The organism is Mariniradius saccharolyticus AK6 (assembly GCF_000330725.2).
Lineage (GTDB): Bacteria > Bacteroidota > Bacteroidia > Cytophagales > Cyclobacteriaceae > Mariniradius > Mariniradius saccharolyticus.
The window spans coordinates 88,633-106,481 of sequence record NZ_AMZY02000019.1 but is presented as its reverse complement, the minus strand read 5'-3'; the positions used below and the strand labels follow the sequence as shown (position 1 = coordinate 106,481).

The window sequence follows — 17,849 nt, the reverse complement described above, 5'->3', positions numbered from 1 at the left end:
GAAAATCATGAAATCGATATTCAAATATTTGTTGATAGTGCTGGTTCTAGGATTTAGCACCTCATGCGATCAAAATTTCGATGACCTCAATACCAACAAGGTAAACGCAACGGCGATTGATCCGATGTTCCAGGTCAATCAGGCAATAATTTCTGCTGCGCCTTCCTCCTTCGGTATTCTTGTATATGAAGTCGGGGCGGTACAACACGTCATTTCCCCCAACTCCGGTGTACTCACCGGTGCAAACTTCAATCAGGACAATAGGGCATCCACCCAGTCCAACTGGCAGCAGTACTACCGGAACGTCATCAAAAACACCAAAGATGCTTTGGTGAGGCTCAAAGCTGACCCCACCAGGAATAACCTGGTTCAGATGACCAGGATCATTCAGGCGTATGCATTTATGGTATTGACTGACACATACGGCTCCATCCCCTATTCAGAAGCAGGTGTAGGCTTTAGCCAACAGATATTCTTTCCAAAATATGATGCGCAGGACCTCATTTATGCTGATATTATCAAGGAACTGGATGAAGCATCTGCCGCTTTGAATGCCTCTGGACGAAGAGAAACTGCCGACGTATTGTATGGTGGTGACGTAGAAAAATGGAGAAAACTTGGTTACTCCCTTTTACTCAGGGCTGGAATGAGAATAAGCAAAGCCAATCCGACCCTAGCCCAACAAGCAGTCACGAAGGCATTTGCCGGCGGTGTCATCACTTTAAACATCGACAATGCCACCATCAGGCATGATGCCAACTACACCAACCCAATCGGAAACACGCTCAACGCAACAGAAGCTGCCAACTTTTATTTGACTGAGCCTTTTGTCAATTTCCTCAAGAATACCAACGATCCGAGGCTAAGTGCCATTGCAGTGAGATACGTGGGCGCTACTTCTGGACCTACCCAAACTGTAGACAGGCAAACCTACGATCCGGCACTCCAAATCGGCATGCCTATGGGTAACGATAACACCGGTGCTGTACAGGCTGCTGCGGACCTAGGCTTGGCTAGTTTTTATGACTTCAGCCAAGTGGATAGGAGAAGAATGGTGAAATTAACCTCTCCAAACTTCATCGTGACTGCATCACAGACGCTATTGTTGCTTGCTGAAGCACGACAACTGGGTTGGATCACCACGGGAACTGTTGAGGAATATTTCAATCAAGGCGTACGGGCGCACATGCTTCAAATGGCATCTTATGATCCCGCCATGTCCATTCCGGTATCTAGCATTGACGCCTATCTTGCCGCAAATCCGTTCAACGCCGCGACCGCTATCCGTCAGATTCACGAGCAATACTGGATTTCCTCATTCATGAATGGCCCGGAAGCATTTGCCAACTTCAGAAGGACTGGATTCCCAACTCTTGATCCCAATCCGTTCCCGGGACGTGAAGTGCTCTTTATCAACCGTCTTACTTATCCAAATTCCGAGATTTCGGTGAACTCGGAAAATGTACAGGCAGCAATTTCAACGCAAGGTCCAGATGACCTCGGGACCAAAGTCTGGTGGAACAAATAAGCCTCTCCAAAAAGCGGGTTCAGGACATGACCTGAGCCCGCTTTTTACCAAATCAAAAAATTCACTTACATCCCTTTTGCATCTATGAAAACAATGAAAAATTTCATAGTGGTGGTAGTTATTTCCCTTTTGGTACCATCTTTTGTCAGCGCCCAGCAAATCTCCAAGGAAGAAATGCTCTTTCTTACGCCACTTTGGAAAGGCGAAAGATTTGACGATGGCCGTCCAAAAGTCCCGGACGATATCCTCAAAAGGATGCGTTTGGTGACGCACGACGAAGCCTGGGCAGTGATGAAAAACGCAGGTTACAAATATCAATATGCCGACGGGTGGCAGACCATCAATCCGGATAGTATCCTCATCGGACGGGCCGTGACGGCCACATTCATGCCAGGAAGACCTGATATCCATGACGCCATCGATGCTCGAGGCAAAGCGGAAGGCAAAAAAGGCCAAAACTCCTGGCCAGTTGACCTCCTCGTCAAAGGTGACGTCTATGTCGTGGATCAATTTGGTATCCATAATGGCGGTCCCACCATCGGCGACAATGTCGGAAATGCCATTTATGCCAAGTCCGGCAATGGCATCGTCTACGACGGCGCGATTCGTGACATCGCCGGATTGAGAGAAATAGGTGGCTTCACTTCCTATTTCAACTCCTACCACCCCTCCCACCACAACCAGCCCGGCGATCTGAACACAATGCTCATCGGCATCAACAAGCCTACGAGAATTCGACAGGTAACCGTAATGGCAGGTGACGTGGTTTTGGGTCGAGATGGAGCTGTGACATTCATTCCTGCCCATTTGGCCGAACAGGTCGTGATCACTTCCGAAATCGTTCGACTGAGGGACATGTTTGGTCACGAACGGCTTCGTGCCGGTGTCTACACGGCAGGACAGATCGACACACGGTGGTCCGAAGAAATCGAGCGGGATTTTTCCAAATGGCTGAATGACCATATCGACGAGCTTCCGGTCCCAAGAGAACAAATCCAAGAAATCCTGAAAAAAAGGACCTGGTAAAAAAGCCTGGACGATAAACCTACCTCATCATGAAAACCGACAAAAACAGACGTTCCTTTTTTCAGAAAAGCCTCTTGGCTGGCATTGCGACCGCGGGTTTGGTTCCTGGTTTCGGAAATGAATTGATCGCTGCGGTAGATCGTGGGCCGAAATATTCAAACCCGTCGGATCTAAAGATAACGGGTGTCAAGACTGCGTTTATGAAAGGTCACGGCACCCATATGTTTGTCAAACTGACGACCAACCAAGGAATAACCGGCTACGGTGAGGCAATGGATGCCGTTAGGGGTACTTGGGGCGTGGCTACGGGTACAGAAGGATGGGACAACATGACCCAATTCCTCATCGGACAAAACCCCTTGGAAATCAACAAGATTGTAGAACAAATCCTGAGACGGGGGCACTTCAGCGGTGCCCAAGGCGGCATGTACGTCGCTGTTCTCACAGGAATCGAAATCGCACTTTGGGACTTGGCAGGGAAAGCCATGAACCTGCCTGTTTACCGCCTTATGGGCGGAAAGTTCCGGGACAAAATCAGGCTGTATTGCGATGGCGCAAGTGCATCGGAAAGTCCAGAAGATATGGCAGCAGGTGCTTTGGAAGTAAAGAAAGCTGGATTTTCAGCAGTGAAATTTGACATCGATTGGGCGGAAGATCCTGCAAAACAGGACGAATTCAATCGCACAGCTTCCAATGGAGAGATCGACAGGATGGTCAAGCAGATCACTGCCGTCAGGGAAGCGATCGGTATGAATATGGATTTGTGCCTTGACGCACACGGCAGGTATGACTTGCCCTCTGGAATCCAGATTGCCAAAGAGATGGAACAGTTCAAACTGATGTTTCTCGAAGAACCAGTGCCGGCGGAGAATCTCGATAGTCTGAGGGAAATCACAAGCCAGACGACTACTCCGATTTGCACGGGCGAGAACCAATATTTGGCACATGACTTCAGGAAAATCCTGGAGAAAAAGGCGGCGGATATCGTCATGCCAGACCTTCACAAATGTGGCGGCATCGGCGAAGGTCAGCGGATTGCAAACCTTGCAAATCTCTACTATGTCCCCGTGGCTCCCCATATGGTCGCTTCGCCATTTGGGGCGATGGCGGCTTGCCATTGCTGCGCTGCAATCTCCAACTTCCTTTGCTTGGAATGGCACTGGTTCAGCAAATGGAAGCAGTGGGACGAACTCATTTTGGAAGCACCGTTGATCAAAGACGGCTACATCCATCTCACGGACCGGCCGGGCGTCGGCGTGACTCCAAATGAAGAAGCGATCAAAAAATACGCCGTAGCGAACGTTCCATTCTTTTGATGAAATGGATCGAGTTAAAGATTTGATTAAGTAAAAATTCTAAACATGGAAAAAAGCAAAAACAGCAGAAGGTCCTTCTTCCAAAAAGGATTGGCCGCCGGTCTCGCAGGCACCGCACTCTTCAGCAATTTGGGGCAGGGCCTACAAGCCGCGGTAGACAGGCAAAACCCCTACTCCAACCCATCGGACCTGAAAATCACGGATGTCAAATGCGGATATGTGCGTGGCGCGCTATATGTCAAAATATATACCAACCAAGACGTTTGGGGTTGTGGGGAAGCAGTGGATGCGATCCACGGCACATACTTTCTGGTCCAGAGGCTCGGTAATTTTATCAAAGGCCAAAGCCCACTCAATCCCAATCGCCTTGCCGAACAGCTTCGGAAAGGTGCTTTCTTCGGCGGGGCACAGTCCGGTGTTTTTGTCGCTGTTTTGACGGCTATTGAGACCGCTCTTTGGGACATTACTGGAAAGGTTTTTGGCGTTCCGGTTTATCAGCTTTTAGGGGGGAAATTCCGCGACAAAATCCGCGTTTACTGCGATACTGCCTTGTACACTTCCACAAATCCAACCCCAGCAGATTATGCCGCAGCAGCGAAGAATGCGGTTTCCAAAGGCTATAATGCTGTCAAGTTTGACGTGGACGATGGACGCGACCCCAATAAGTACGACCGCTTCAACTGGACGGCAAACCCCATGGAGATTGATCGGATGTACAACGCGATTGCGGCAGTCCGCGAAGCTGTAGGTCCAAATATTGACATCTGCGTAGACATGCACGGCCGATACGATGCGGTTACAGGCCTGAAGATGGCAAAAATGTACGAGGACCTGAATCTAATGTGGCTGGAGGAACCCATTCCGGCAGACAATCCAGAAGTGTACAAATCCATCACCTCCCAAACCAGCACGCCTATCTGCACCGGAGAAAATATCTATCTGGCTTACGGATTTACCCGGCTGCTGTCAGAATCGGCTGTGGACATCATCATGCCTGATATCCAAAAGGCCGGTGGTCTTGGCGAAGCCCAGAGAATCGCCAACCTCGCGAATCTATACTACGTCCCATTCTCGCCACACATGGTCGCCTCCTTTCTCGGTGCGATGGCCGCATGCCATGTATGCGCCTCCGTTCCAAACTTCCAGATTATGGAATGGCAGATCTACATGGACACGGACCCACTTTGGCAGGACATTGTCACGTACGATGGCCCAAGGACCGAAAAGAGCTTCATTACGCTTTCGGAAAAACCTGGAATTGGCGTCGAAATCAATGAAGAGGGCATGAGAAAATGGGCGGTAAAGGATATTCCTTTTTTCGAATAAACTCCGAATTGATCAATCATCTATTCGATGTACGTACCAAACTCAATTTAAACTAACCTAAAATAACCGATATGAAAAAACACACCTACATGTTGGCAGCGGCGCTATTCCTTTGGATGTTTTCCACAGGACATGCCCAACAAATAAGCCCAACTCCTGACCAAGTCAAAATGCTGACTTCCCAATGGACCGGGGAGCGATTTCCCGACGGCCGGCCAAAAGTCCCAGACAACTTGCTCAAACGCCTTGAAAAAGTCTCTATGGAGGAAGCTTGGGGCTTTTTGCGGGGAAAAGGATACCACAACCAATTTGAAAACGATTGGATTATCATCCACGACGACCGGGTCATGACTGGCCGTGCGTTGACCGCGCAGTATATGCCTCTACGGGATGATCTCAATACGCTGGTCAAGGAAATCGGCAAAAACGAAGGACGCGTACAGGCTGGCGGCACCAACTCCTGGCCTATTGACAAACTTGTCGAAGGTGATATCTATGTCGCCGATGGCTATGGCAAAATCGTCGATGGCACCTTGATTGGAGACAACTTGGGCAATGCCATTTATGCCAAATCCAAGCGTGGCGTCATATTCTACGGTTCGGTCCGGGATATGCAAGGCCTCAGCGCCATCGATGGTTTCAATGGCTGGATCAAGGGGCACGATCCATCTTTCATCCAGCAAATGATGCTCACGACGATCAATTATCCCATCCGGGTTGGGCGGGCGACGGTTCTTCCCGGTGATGCTGTGTTGGCAAACAGGTTTGGTGTGATCTTCATCCCCGCCCATTTGCTGGCTGACTGTGTAATCAACGCTGAGTTTATCATGCTACGCGACCAATTTGGAATCCAAAGGCTCAAGGAAGGCAAATACAGCGCGGGACAGATCGACAGCAAATGGAGCGAGGATATTGTGAAGGATTTCCTCGACTGGGTAAATAAAAAACAGGATCTGCCAATGAGTCGGGAAGAACTCGATAAATTCCTCAAGGAGAGGACGTGGTAGCCCCATTCCGAGCGGAAATAAATTCAATTCAATAAACTCAACTTAACGATAACAACTATGAAAAGTGTTCTTCAAAACATCATTGCAGAAACCAAGGAAACTGAAAAGAACTATGCACTCCAAAGAAAACAGGAGACAGAGAGTCCAAGTACACGGTCGGATAGAAGGGATTTCCTCAAAAAGACTGCCCTGGGCGGGCTGAGCATTTCTGCGCTGATGGGGCTTGGCATGGAAGATACCATGGCCGAAACCACCTCAAAGGTGAATAAATTCTCGGCACCCAGCGACCTGAAAATCACAGATTTAAGATACTGTGTCACAACCGTTTTGGGAAGGACCGCTATCATCCGAATCGACACAAACCAAGGCATTTATGGACTTGGGGAGGTTCGCGATGGTGCAGATCCTAGGTATGCCCTGATGCTGAAAAGCAGAATTCTGGGAGAAAACCCATGCAACGTGGAGAGAATCTTCAAGATCATCAAGCAGTTTGGAGGACAAGGAAGACAGGCAGGTGGCGTGTGCGGCGTGGAAATGGCGCTTTGGGACCTCTGCGGAAAGGCCTACAACGTACCAGCTTGGCAACTACTGGGAGGTAGATATCGCGACAAGGTGAGGCTATACGCCGACACCCCCGAAGGCAAAAATCCGGAAGAACAAAAAGAACGTATCCTCTACCGAACTAAAACACAAGGCTATACTTGGTTGAAAATGGATGTCTCCATCCGCGATATCATCGACATTCCTGGCTGCATCGTGAACCCTGAAATTATGAAACAAGGGTCGAATGCCTATCAGGGAGGCTACATGTCCTACTCCAACACCAAGCACCCCTTTACTGGCGTTCAGATTACAGAAAAAGGCATCGAGGAAATGGCAAAAAGAGTGGATGCCATTAGAAATATGGTGGGCTATGATATTCCGATTTCCACAGATCATTATGGTCACATCGACATGAATAACTGTATCCGCCTAGGAAAAGCACTGGACAAGTACAGATTGGCATGGCTGGAGGATATGGTGCCATGGCAATATTGGCAACAACACAAGACGATTACCGAAGCACTAGAGACACCGACAACGACCGGAGAGGATATCTATCTTTTAGAAAACTTCAAAGATATCATCCACAACCATGCAGTGGATATCATCCATCCGGACTTGGCAAGCTCCGGTGGTCTTCTGGAAACAAAGCGGATCGGAGATTACGCGGAAGAATTTGGAATAGCCATGGCCATGCACCAGGCAGGTACGCCTGTATCCTTCATGGCCAACGTGCACTGCGCAGCGGCAACACAAAATTTCCTTTCCCTGGAACACCATTCCGTGGACCTCACCTGGTGGGAAGACCTCGTCAAGACCACTTGGGGAGGCAAAATGATCGAACAAGGGTATGCGAATGTACCCCTAACGGCCCCTGGACTTGGAATTGAATTGAATGATGAAGTCGTGAAGCAGCACCTTCACAAATCAGACTCTACCTACTTTGCTCCAACGACAGAGTGGGATGAGAGACGTTCCTGGGACAGGACTTGGAGTTAAGCAGATTGATTGGGTTATAGTGGGTTCCGAAAGCCGGGAGCAATCCCGGTTTTCGGATATTTTTGTTAGAATTGTTTACCAAATAAAACTGTGCATCCTTGAAAAATTCAGTAATCAAAAGTGCCACTATTCTTGCGGCCATTTTCCTATTGATTTCCCTTGGCGTGAGCCTGTTTCAGAGTGTGAGTGATTCGGGTCCATTTTGGATCCTTTTTTTGATAGCAATTGGCATTATGTTCCGTGGTCACGAAAAGTTGAAAGGCTTTACCTACACCGTAATGATCTTTGCCTGCGTGACTGCCGCCATGTTTTATCCCGATGTTTTCGTACAAGTGGGAGACTACAAACTCAGCGGTCTCATTGTGCCGCTCCTCCAGATCATCATGTTTGGAATGGGGACGTCCATGAGTCTAGGTGATTTTGCCGGCGTGGTCAAAATGCCAAAAGGAGTCATCATCGGGATCATGCTCCAGTTTACCATTATGCCTTTTATCGGATACACTTTGGCCAAACTCAGTGGCTTTCCACCCGAAATCGCCGCGGGCATCATCCTCATCGGATGTTCTCCGAGCGGGATGGCATCCAACGTAATGAGCTACTTGGCAAAAGCCAACCTGGCGCTTTCGATCACCATCACGGCATTCACTACGATCCTGGCGCCCTTTTTCACACCTGCGCTGATGGGCTTTTTGGCTGGGGAATTTGTGGAAGTGGATGTCATGAAAATGGTTTGGGATATCATCAAAATCGTGATCATCCCAATTGGCGGAGGTCTTTTATTCAATAAGTTTCTCAGTGGAAAAGTCAAATGGCTCGATGCAGCCATGCCATTACTGTCCATGATCGGGATCGCATTGATCATTACCATTATCACGGCAGCTGGAAGGGAAAGCCTGTTGAATATCGGACCGATCCTGATTTTGCTGGTGGTTTTCCATAACCTCGCAGGCTATACCTTGGGCTACTGGGCTGCCAAACTGCTCCGGATGGACGAGCGTGACTGTAGAACAATCGCTTTGGAAGTCGGTATGCAAAACGCCGGATTGGCATCAGGAATCGCCAAGGAAATGGGCAAGATCGCAACCGTGGGTTTGGCTTCAGCGGTTTTTGGGCCGTTTATGAATATCACTGGATCCATCTTGGCATCCTACTGGCACCGCAAGCCGCCGAAGGATTAGCATTGCTTGACGATTGCTTACTCCATCTCTAAAAATGCTTCCAACCCTGTGCTTTGAGATTGACCACTGTGCCGCTTTTGGTAACCATTACTTTCCCCTCCTCGGGTTTTGAGATATAGCCGATGAAGTGGATATCGGGATGCTTTTCGAGTTTTGCGAAGTCCTTTTGGTCGATAGTGAACAACAACTCGTAATCCTCGCCCCCGTTGAGCGCGCAGGTAATGGGGTCCAGGCCCAATTCTACCGCCGTCTCATAGGTTTGCTTATCGATGGGAAGCTTGTCCTCGTAGATGGTGATGCCCGCTGAGGATGCCTTCGCGATGTGGAAAAGCTCCGAAGCCAAGCCATCTGAAACATCAATCATACTTGTGGGCACAACACCCAAATCCCTGAATTCGTGGATGATATCCATCCGCGCATCGGGTTTGAGTTGGCGGGCGGTCACGTAGTTGTACTTCTCGAGTTCGGGTTTCATATCCGGATTGGCCAGATAAACCTGCTTCTCCCTTTCGAGGATTTGAAGACCCACGAGCGCACCTCCCAAATCTCCCGTGACACAGATGATATCGTTGAGTTTTGCACCCGAGCGATAAGCAATATCTTCCTTTTTGGCTTCCCCGATGGCCGTGATCGAAATCAATAATCCCGACCTGGACGCGGTGGTATCCCCCCCTACCACGTCGATGCCATAGTGTGTGGCGGCGGCGTTGATACCGCTGTACAAAGCCTCGACAGCCTCTACCGAAAACCGATTGGACAAAGCGATGCTGACCGTGATTTGCTTTGGGATCGCATTCATCGCGGCGATATCCGATACGTTTACAGCGACGGCCTTGAATCCAACATGCTGCAGTGGCGCATAGGACAGGTCGAAATGCACCCCTTCCAAGAGCAAGTCTGTCGTCAGGACCTTCACATGCTCGCCCGCATCGATGACAGCGGCGTCGTCTCCGATACCTTTGAGAGTGGACGGATTCTTAATGGAAATCTTTTGGTTCAACAAATCAATCAGGCCAAACTCGCCGATATCGCTTATTTCAGTTCTGTCCTTTGACATTGGGTTTTCGATTTCAAGTAAATTGAACCGCAAAGATACGCCTAATTCCCAAACGAGGCACTGGATCTGAATGGGTGGAAATCAAAAGGGCTTGTCGTCAAAGTTGACTCCATCTTGGGCAATTATCTTTCCCGAGAAAGCATTGCAAAACCCAGCAACTAGAAAATAAATAGCGATAGACAATCTTCGAGAAATGCTTCGATTTCCAGGTTTTTGTCGAAAAGTGAACGAAACGTCTACCAGGCATCTACTTGGGTAGCTGAATTCTGAGTTGGTTGCCTGAGTTTCCATTTGTTTATACGAACACCGAAAGCATCTAATTACACATTGATTGTAGATTTGCAATGTTCGGATTTCTCTGTGGCTTGAACAATTTGCATACTCAGATCCCAAGTTTTCTTTTCACCAAGGCAGAAATATCCAATGCTGGGTCGCTATATAAAAGTGCTCCCATTTCGAAAACCATTGACAGATTCTGTTCCTTTGCGACGTTGGCCACCGCCTCATTGACCCGCTTGAATATAGGCTCATACAATTTATTGCGGGCATCCTGTAGTTGATTTGTCATTTGCTGCTCAAAACTTATGATTTCCGATTGTTTTGCATCCAACCGAGCAGATTCCTCCTCCTGTTTGGCGGGACTCAACTCGCCCCGTTCTACCTTCTGCATGACGGCGCGGTAATCCTGTTGAAACTGGTCCACCATGTCTTGCCCCCGTTTTTGTAACTCCTTAACCAATACATTAATTTGGAAATCGGCCTGCTCCACATCGGGCATACTGGCCAAAATCGCTGTTGGATTGACAGCGCCATAAGCGCTTGCACCTCCGCGAAAAGTGCCCACACGGGAGGCGGGTAAACCAAGCTGCTCGCCGACCAAATCAGACAAATCCACACTTTCGTCAAAATAAAGCAATATCGATCTTTCAAAAACCATCTGGATGTTTGTCTTTTTTGCTGCGGCAGCTATCGCTGCATTGACCTGGTTATATATGGGCTGCAGCAATTCCGTGCGCTTGTCCGCAATTTGCTTAACCCTGTCCTGCTCAAACTCCCCTAGTCTGGATTGCTTTGCCTCGATTTTTGCTTTTTCCAAATACTGTTGTTCGGAGCTCAACTCTCCCCGTTCGACCCTTTGAAGAAAACTCAAGTATTCCTGTTCCAACTCTGCCGCCATACTTTCCCCTTTTTGTTGAAGCTGTGTCTGGAACGTTTGCAATTGACTATCAGCTTGCTTTATTAGAGGCAGCCTGGACAATATTTCTGTTGAATTGACAAAAACGATTGAAGCAGTACCGTCAATCAGAGAATTGCCCCCAGAACCAGGCAATCCCAAACGGGCACGTACCAATGGCTCCATATCAAAAGATTTATCTGCATACAATACTGCGTTAAACACCGAAGTGTCAAAAACGCACGCGACACGTTTTTCCCTCGCAACGTCACGAACTGCATTTTCAATCCTTTCTTGAATAGGTTTCAACAATTCCTCCCGCTTAAGCTCAACCTTTTGACTTATTTCCTTTTCATAATTGGATATTTGCTGCTGTTGTTGTTGTTGCAGTTCTTCCTGTCTTTGCTGTTGTTGATTCGGAGGTATTATCCCAGCTTGAACATCATTCAACAATGTGTGGTAGGCTTCATTAATCTCTACCATCATTTTTTCCCCCGTTGCCACCAATTGTTTTCGGTAGGCTTCCAGCTCTGCATCGGCCATTTTGGTCTCTGGCATGGCTGCAATTAAATTTCCAAAATTCAAAAAAGCTGATCGCTGTGCCATCGCGGGCTGGTAGCAGCAAAGCAAAATGAAACTGAGGATTCCTAAGGAATTAAATTTTCGCATAGCTATATATTTGTGTTCAACATAGGGAGGAAAACGCTACCAAAGGCTAAGAAAGACCGGGGGTGGCGCCTGGAAAGAACCGAAAACCATTGGTAATTGATGCTTACCATTTGCGCTTTCGATCAATTAAAACTGCCGGCGTCCAATCAGCGAATCCCTAATTGAAAGATAATTTCCTGCAAAATGAATTACAAATTCATTGTGATAGAAATGCGTATTCACGAACAAAGCGTAACGCCTACGCCATTCCACGCTAAGGTGACGAATCTGATTCAAACCTCCTCTTGCTTCCATTTCTCCCAAAACCATAAGGCTAGTACGACAGCGACCAAATTGATAGATATGGAAAAAAAATCGGGGTCTGCCCCTGTTGAAATTGCAAACTTAGAGAGTCCAGCACCAAACTTCAACTCAACTCCTTCCGATGATTCCAAACTACAATATACAGGTAGCCCGAAAAAAAACATAAAATGGAATCCTCCTACGGAAAATGAAACGATTTGGATTGCCTGACTCAAAAAGTTTAATTTAAAAATTTGACTTGATTGAAATAAGAACAATCTCAGGCCGCAATAAACCAAAAAAATCGAAATTGATAGCATCACAGCTAGAAAAGAAAAAGCCTTTAGGTTAAAACCTTGAAAGAGATCAATGATTGATCCAACAGCCATCAACGCCCCCACCACGCCGGAAAAAATCTGATAAATCGCTATAACTTTTCTCATGCCGTTTCAAACCGGATAAATCCGCTGCTAGGTTTTGAATAAACCTGCCGTGTTTGCTGGTTGGATCAGGATATTCGCGGATGTAATCCCACCCTGATATCCTTTCTTATTTGCAATTGGCAATGATTTCCAAATACCACAACGGAGTATAGTTGAAGGGCAGGTGAATTACAAATTCATAGAAATAGAAAGGCGAAATTGCATCGTCGACTGGCATCGGGATACGCCCAGCCGCCACACCAATCTAATCACAGGTGGAGAAGATTTTAGTATAGATATCGAACGGAATACGCCTAGCGCATTCGTCAGTTTTCACTCAGACTGGGCCAAATTACGGCAATTCTAAAGACTTCCTAAATGAAGCCGCTTCATCCCAAACAACATAAAGTTGATAAACGAAAACCATTGCAAAAATCAATTTGAAGAACATAAATTCCATTGCAGGTTTTACTTTGGAATAACCTGGTTTAAAGGATTCATCAATTTTCTTCCCAAAAATGAGTAATTGGACTTTTGAAAGTGCCCGGAAAATTGGCAACGCAAGTGAGAAAAACAACAATCCGTTGAAAGTGCTTATCGGCATGGTTTGAAAAACTACAACATCAGTCTGGATCAGAATTAAAAAAAAGGCAATCATTACAGATCCTAGAAACAACAATCTGTATGAGTTTTTGGCTCTGACTTGCATTAAGGAATACACGGTAAAATTGGTCACCAAAAACAAAAAGGAGATGAGTACTTTTTCAATCATCATATTGTTTTCCTTCTAGATAGAATTTTCAACAAGATTTTACAACCGCCACTTTTCATCATGATTTCATTCCGAATGCGTGTTACGGCTGCCGTAAGTTAATCCCAACTACCCCTACCCTCCAATCTCCTGGCAAAGTTCCACCAAGACGCCGTTGGTGCTGCGGGGATGGAGAAATACGATCAGTTTGTTGTCGGCGCCCTTTTTGGGGGTCTCATGCAGGATTTCGAAGCCCTCGCCTTTCAGCCGCTCCATCTCCGCATAGATATCGGCGACGTCAAAGGCGATGTGGTGGATGCCCTCGCCCCGCTTGTCGAGAAACTTCGCGATCGGGCTGTCCGGCCGCGTCGCTTCCAACAATTCGACCTTGGTCTCCCCGACTTGGAAAAAACTGGTCCTCACGCCCTCTCTTTCCACGCCTTCCTCCTTGTAATGTGCCTTTCCGAGCAGTTTTGCAAACAACTCGTTGGCTGCTTTGAGGTCACGGACGGCGATACCCAAATGCTCGATTTTTCTCATCCTGATAATTTTTTACCTTTGTATTGAATCATTTCAAAAACAAGCATGTTCACTCATTGCTTGCCAAATTAAGCATAAAACTCACTTCCATATGATCACAGTTTCAGAAAAAGCCAAAGACCAGATTTTGACGCTCAGGCAGGAGGAAGGACGCAGCTCGGACGAAAACATCCGGGTTTCTGTCAAAGGTGGCGGCTGTTCGGGCCTGATGTATGACCTTGGATTCGATGCGAAAGTAGTGGAGACGGACCACGTGTTTGAGGACAAGGGCATCAAAATCATCGTCGACAGAAAAAGCCTGCTGTACCTGGCGGGGACTGTTTTGGAGTTTTCCGATGGCCTCAACGGCAAGGGCTTCCAATTCATCAACCCCAACGCCTCGCGCACTTGCGGATGCGGGGAAAGTTTCTCGGTCTAAAAAAATCCATCTAATCGCCGGCCCAACAGCCGGCTTTTTTGTTAGTACCTTGGCGGCCTTTTGTTACCTTTGCCGCCAGAAAATAAACCCTCGTCATGACAGAAAACATCAAAAACATCCCCCTCAACGACCTCCATGTCAGTTTGGGAGCCAAAATGGTTCCATTTGCCGGATTCAATATGCCCGTCAGGTACAGTTCTGACATCGAAGAGCACCAAACCGTGCGCGAAGGGGTTGGGGTTTTTGACGTATCCCATATGGGGGAATTTATCATCAGCGGCCCAAAAGCCTTGGACCTGATCCAAAAGGTCACTTCCAACGACGCGTCCAAGTTGGTCATCGGACAGGCGCAGTACTCCTGCTTTCCCAACGACCGAGGCGGTATCGTCGATGACCTGATTGTTTACAAATTGGAAGATGAAAAATACATGCTTGTGGTCAATGCTTCCAATATCGAAAAGGACTGGAACTGGGTGAAGCAACACAACACCATGGGTGCCGACATGAAAAACATCTCCGATGAAATCTCGCTTTTTGCGATACAAGGGCCCAAAGCCGCCGAGGCGGTGCAATCCCTGACCGCGGTGGATCTGTCGGCAATCAAGTTTTACCACTTCACCGTGGGCGACTTTGCCGGGGCCAAAAATGTGATCATCTCTGGCACGGGCTACACCGGCGCGGGAGGTTTTGAAATCTATGTCAGAAACGAGGATGCGGAAAGCGTATGGAAAGCCATTTTTGAAGCAGGAAAGTCCCATGGCATCAAGCCAATCGGCCTCGGTGCAAGAGATACCCTGCGCTTGGAGATGGGCTATTGCCTTTACGGCAACGATATCAACGACGAAACGTCGCCCTTGGAAGCCGGATTGGGTTGGATCACCAAGTTTACCAAGGATTTTATCAACTCGGAAAACCTGAAAAAACAAAAAGAAGCGGGTGTTTCCAAAAAGCTGGTGGGCTTTATCCTTCAGGAAAAAGGGATTCCACGTGCCCACTACCCTATCGTCAATGCGGCGGGTGAAGCCATCGGTGAGGTGACTTCCGGCACCATTTCCCCAACCATGGGAGTCGGCGTAGGCCTTGGCTACGTCCGGTCAGAATATGCCCAACCAGGAACCGAAATCGCGATTACCGTCCGGAACAAAAACCTGGTCGCGAAGGTCGAAAAACTTCCACTTTACAAGAAGTGAGCATCCGAAGCCAAGACCATTTCCATTCTCCTATGAAAAAAGTAGAAATCTGCGTCAGTCCTGAACTGCTGCATTTGTATGAAGTATCAGGCAAAAACGTGGTGATCGTGGATATTTTCCGGGCCACTTCGACCATGATGGCCGCCTTGGCCAATGGCGTGGCCTCGATCACCCCCTTTATGGATTTGGAAAGCTGCCGTGCCAAAGCCGCCGAGGGCTACGTGATCGCCGGCGAACGCAACGGGCTGACCGCGGATGGTTTTGAATTGGGGAATTCCCCGATTGCCTATTTGGATGGTGCCTATGCGGGCAAGAAAATCGCTATGACCACCACCAATGGCACCCTTGCCATTGAGAAAACGAAGGCCGAAGCAGCTAGGGTGATTATCGGCGCATTCGTCAACCTGAGGGCGACTGCTGATTTTTTGATCGGGCTTCCGGAGGATGTCTTGATCCTCTGCGCAGGATGGAAGGGAAAGTTCAACTTGGAGGATTCCCTGTATGCAGGTGCTTTGGCGGCCTTGCTTTTCCCGCAGTTTGACACCGATTGTGACACGGTTTTCGCGATGAAAAACCTTTATCAAGACAATGCGCATCGCCTCAACCTATTCTTGGGTCAGGCGTCGCACGCAAAAAGACTTCAGAATCATAATATTGAAGCGGATATAGATTTTTGTTTGCAGCTGAATCAGTACGATCTGATCGGTATCCTAAAGGGTGATGAACTGATTGCCGAAAAAACCAAATAAAATTCCTTAATCGATTTGGCCGAATACTGAAACCAATCAATTTTATCTACCTTTGCTGCAAGCGCAAAACAAATACTTCGCAACCGAAAACCAGCCATCAAAATATGTCAGAGGTCAAACTCTTTTCCGGTACCAATAGCCTTCAGCTTGCTGAGAAAATCGCCAAATATTATGGAAAAAGACTTGGAGACCTGACGATGTCCAAGTTCAGCGACGGCGAACTTTCCCCAAGCTTCAATGAATCTGTCAGGGGATGTACGGTCTTTTTGATCCAATCCACCAACCCGACCGCGGACAATCTCCTCGAACTTTGCCTGATGATCGATGCGGCCAAAAGGGCCAGTGCCTATAAGGTATGTGCCGTAATCCCGTATTATGGATATGCGCGGCAAGACAGAAAGGACAGACCGCGGGTATCCATTGCGGCCAAGTTGATTGCCAATATGCTTACTTCGGCAGGGGCTGACAGGATCATGACCTGTGACCTCCATGCGGGACAAATCCAGGGATTTTTCGACATACCTTTGGATCATTTGAACGGATCAGCTATTTTTGTGCCCTATTTGGAAAGGCTCAACCTTGACAACATGATTTTCGCTGCACCGGATGTGGGCGGAGTCGCGCGGGCAAGGGCCTACGCCAAGCATTTCGAAGTAGAAATGGTCGTCTGTGACAAGCACAGAAAAAGGGCCAACGAGGTAGCGTCAATGCAGGTAATCGGGGACGTGGAAGGCAAAGATGTCATCTTGATCGATGACTTGGTCGACACGGCGGGGACACTTTGCAAAGCAGCCCAAATCCTGATGGAAAAAGGCGCAATCTCTGTTAGAGCGATTGCCACTCATGGTGTACTCTCCGGAAAAGCCTACGAGAATATAGAGAATTCAGTCTTAAAGGAGCTTGTCGTCACAGACACAATCCCAATGAGACAGACTTCCTCCAAAATCAGGGTACTTTCAGTAGCGGACCTTTTCGCAAAAGCAATCCACGCAGTGACAGGAAATACTTCCATCAGTGCCTTGTTCATTTAGAATTTCAATCAATTATATACACTTAAATCAAATTTTATGAAATCAGTAGAGATTATAGGGTTTAAAAGAGCAAATCTCGAAAAAGGGGACTTGAACCAAATCCGTGAAGAAGGAAACGTGCCTTGCGTAGTCTATGGCCCGGCCATCAAAGAGCAAATCCACTTCTACACTCCAGCAATTTTGTTCAAAGACCTCGTTTACACACCGGATGTACACATCGTAGACCTCAATATCGAGGGTGAAAAGATGAAGGCAGTGTTGAAAGACACCCAATTCCATCCAGTAAGCGAAATGATGCTTCATGCGGATTTCCTTGCTTTCAGCCCCGATAAACCAATCAAATTTGAAATCCCCGTCGAAATCGTAGGTACCGCACCAGGTGTCCAGAAAGGTGGAAAGCTGGAGTTTAAAACTAGAAGACTGGCTGTGAAAGGTTTGGCAGCAAACCTTCCCGATAAGATCCAAGCTGATATTTCAAATTTGGACTTGGGCAAATCAGTGAGAGTAAGTGATGTAAAGGCTGAGGGCTTTGAAATCCTTACAAGTCCAAACGTGACCATCGCGACTATCGGTATTCCAAGAGCATTGAGAGGCAAGAAAGAATAGTAACTTCTTCCAATCCAAAATTAGATTCCTGCCCCAA

General features: G+C 47.7%; 17 protein-coding genes. 12 read left to right on the top strand and 5 right to left on the bottom strand.

The window, feature by feature from the left end:
• The first annotated feature begins 7 nt into the window (after positions 1-7).
• The 7 genes from C943_RS18105 to C943_RS18075 all read left to right on the top strand — a co-directional run bounded on the left by C943_RS18105 (position 8) and on the right by C943_RS18075 (position 8,923).
• Positions 8-1,528, top strand: a complete 1,521-nt coding sequence (locus C943_RS18105; protein ID WP_008630781.1) for a SusD/RagB family nutrient-binding outer membrane lipoprotein — start codon at positions 8-10, stop codon at positions 1,526-1,528.
• A gap of 93 nt (positions 1,529-1,621) precedes the next feature.
• Entirely contained in the window at positions 1,622-2,554 is a 933-nt protein-coding gene (locus tag C943_RS18100) for an RraA family protein (protein WP_211208899.1), read from the top strand.
• A gap of 29 nt (positions 2,555-2,583) precedes the next feature.
• Positions 2,584-3,870, top strand: a complete 1,287-nt coding sequence (locus C943_RS18095; RefSeq protein WP_008630777.1) for a mandelate racemase/muconate lactonizing enzyme family protein — start codon at positions 2,584-2,586, stop codon at positions 3,868-3,870.
• A gap of 45 nt (positions 3,871-3,915) precedes the next feature.
• Positions 3,916-5,196, top strand: coding sequence for a mandelate racemase/muconate lactonizing enzyme family protein (locus C943_RS18090; protein ID WP_008630776.1), 1,281 nt, complete (start codon positions 3,916-3,918; stop codon positions 5,194-5,196).
• A gap of 71 nt (positions 5,197-5,267) precedes the next feature.
• Entirely contained in the window at positions 5,268-6,203 is a 936-nt protein-coding gene (locus tag C943_RS18085) for an RraA family protein (RefSeq protein ID WP_008630773.1), read from the top strand.
• A gap of 57 nt (positions 6,204-6,260) precedes the next feature.
• Entirely contained in the window at positions 6,261-7,745 is a 1,485-nt protein-coding gene (locus tag C943_RS18080) for a mandelate racemase/muconate lactonizing enzyme family protein (protein WP_008630770.1), read from the top strand.
• Positions 7,746-7,843: 98 nt separating this feature from the next.
• Positions 7,844-8,923 (top strand): bile acid:sodium symporter family protein, encoded by a 1,080-nt coding sequence (locus tag C943_RS18075; protein WP_008630767.1) that lies wholly within the window; start codon positions 7,844-7,846, stop codon positions 8,921-8,923.
• A 28-nt stretch (positions 8,924-8,951) separates the two neighbouring features.
• Here the strand turns inward: C943_RS18075 and thiL are convergent, their stop codons facing one another.
• The 5 genes from thiL to mce form a co-directional block, all read right to left on the bottom strand.
• On the bottom strand, positions 8,952-9,980 hold the full coding sequence (gene thiL, locus C943_RS18070) for a thiamine-phosphate kinase (protein ID WP_040481249.1): 1,029 nt from the start codon (positions 9,978-9,980) through the stop codon (positions 8,952-8,954).
• Between the two features lie 382 nt (positions 9,981-10,362).
• Positions 10,363-11,760 carry an OmpH/Skp family outer membrane protein gene (locus tag C943_RS21580; protein ID WP_281166958.1) on the bottom strand — a complete coding sequence of 466 codons (1,398 nt, stop codon included), beginning with the start codon at positions 11,758-11,760 and terminating at the stop codon, positions 10,363-10,365.
• Positions 11,761-12,095: 335 nt separating this feature from the next.
• A complete protein-coding gene (locus tag C943_RS18060) occupies positions 12,096-12,548 on the bottom strand; it encodes a hypothetical protein (RefSeq protein WP_040481247.1) in 453 nt (150 codons plus the stop codon).
• Between the two features lie 331 nt (positions 12,549-12,879).
• Entirely contained in the window at positions 12,880-13,302 is a 423-nt protein-coding gene (locus C943_RS18055; RefSeq protein ID WP_040481245.1) for a hypothetical protein, read from the bottom strand.
• A 111-nt stretch (positions 13,303-13,413) separates the two neighbouring features.
• Entirely contained in the window at positions 13,414-13,818 is a 405-nt protein-coding gene (mce, locus tag C943_RS18050; protein ID WP_008630761.1) for a methylmalonyl-CoA epimerase, read from the bottom strand.
• Between the two features lie 91 nt (positions 13,819-13,909).
• Between mce and C943_RS18045 the strand changes: the two genes are divergently transcribed.
• The 5 genes from C943_RS18045 (at position 13,910) to C943_RS18025 (ending at position 17,812) form a co-directional block, all read left to right on the top strand.
• Positions 13,910-14,236, top strand: a complete 327-nt coding sequence (locus C943_RS18045) for a HesB/IscA family protein (RefSeq protein WP_008630760.1) — start codon at positions 13,910-13,912, stop codon at positions 14,234-14,236.
• A gap of 95 nt (positions 14,237-14,331) precedes the next feature.
• On the top strand, positions 14,332-15,426 hold the full coding sequence (gene gcvT, locus C943_RS18040; protein ID WP_008630758.1) for a glycine cleavage system aminomethyltransferase GcvT: 1,095 nt from the start codon (positions 14,332-14,334) through the stop codon (positions 15,424-15,426).
• Between the two features lie 32 nt (positions 15,427-15,458).
• Positions 15,459-16,175, top strand: coding sequence for a 2-phosphosulfolactate phosphatase (locus C943_RS18035; RefSeq protein ID WP_008630756.1), 717 nt, complete (start codon positions 15,459-15,461; stop codon positions 16,173-16,175).
• Positions 16,176-16,279: 104 nt separating this feature from the next.
• Entirely contained in the window at positions 16,280-17,206 is a 927-nt protein-coding gene (locus C943_RS18030; RefSeq protein WP_008630754.1) for a ribose-phosphate pyrophosphokinase, read from the top strand.
• A gap of 36 nt (positions 17,207-17,242) precedes the next feature.
• Positions 17,243-17,812, top strand: a complete 570-nt coding sequence (locus C943_RS18025) for a 50S ribosomal protein L25/general stress protein Ctc (protein WP_008630752.1) — start codon at positions 17,243-17,245, stop codon at positions 17,810-17,812.
• Positions 17,813-17,849 lie beyond the last annotated feature (37 nt).

What these genes read in the sequence shown, in the direction of transcription:
- C943_RS18105 (WP_008630781.1), top strand. Translation starts at nt 8, where the DNA reads ATGAAATCGATATTCAAATATTTGTTGATAGTGCTGGTTCTAGGATTT.
- C943_RS18100 (WP_211208899.1), top strand. Translation starts at nt 1,622, where the DNA reads ATGAAAAATTTCATAGTGGTGGTAGTTATTTCCCTTTTGGTACCATCT.
- C943_RS18095 (WP_008630777.1), top strand. Translation starts at nt 2,584, where the DNA reads ATGAAAACCGACAAAAACAGACGTTCCTTTTTTCAGAAAAGCCTCTTG.
- C943_RS18090 (WP_008630776.1), top strand. Translation starts at nt 3,916, where the DNA reads ATGGAAAAAAGCAAAAACAGCAGAAGGTCCTTCTTCCAAAAAGGATTG.
- C943_RS18085 (WP_008630773.1), top strand. Translation starts at nt 5,268, where the DNA reads ATGAAAAAACACACCTACATGTTGGCAGCGGCGCTATTCCTTTGGATG.
- C943_RS18080 (WP_008630770.1), top strand. Translation starts at nt 6,261, where the DNA reads ATGAAAAGTGTTCTTCAAAACATCATTGCAGAAACCAAGGAAACTGAA.
- thiL (WP_040481249.1), bottom strand. Translation starts at nt 9,980, where the DNA reads ATGTCAAAGGACAGAACTGAAATAAGCGATATCGGCGAGTTTGGCCTG.
- C943_RS21580 (WP_281166958.1), bottom strand. Translation starts at nt 11,760, where the DNA reads ATGGCACAGCGATCAGCTTTTTTGAATTTTGGAAATTTAATTGCAGCC.
- C943_RS18060 (WP_040481247.1), bottom strand. Translation starts at nt 12,548, where the DNA reads ATGAGAAAAGTTATAGCGATTTATCAGATTTTTTCCGGCGTGGTGGGG.
- C943_RS18055 (WP_040481245.1), bottom strand. Translation starts at nt 13,302, where the DNA reads ATGATGATTGAAAAAGTACTCATCTCCTTTTTGTTTTTGGTGACCAAT.
- mce (WP_008630761.1), bottom strand. Translation starts at nt 13,818, where the DNA reads ATGAGAAAAATCGAGCATTTGGGTATCGCCGTCCGTGACCTCAAAGCA.
- C943_RS18045 (WP_008630760.1), top strand. Translation starts at nt 13,910, where the DNA reads ATGATCACAGTTTCAGAAAAAGCCAAAGACCAGATTTTGACGCTCAGG.
- gcvT (WP_008630758.1), top strand. Translation starts at nt 14,332, where the DNA reads ATGACAGAAAACATCAAAAACATCCCCCTCAACGACCTCCATGTCAGT.
- C943_RS18035 (WP_008630756.1), top strand. Translation starts at nt 15,459, where the DNA reads ATGAAAAAAGTAGAAATCTGCGTCAGTCCTGAACTGCTGCATTTGTAT.
- C943_RS18030 (WP_008630754.1), top strand. Translation starts at nt 16,280, where the DNA reads ATGTCAGAGGTCAAACTCTTTTCCGGTACCAATAGCCTTCAGCTTGCT.
- C943_RS18025 (WP_008630752.1), top strand. Translation starts at nt 17,243, where the DNA reads ATGAAATCAGTAGAGATTATAGGGTTTAAAAGAGCAAATCTCGAAAAA.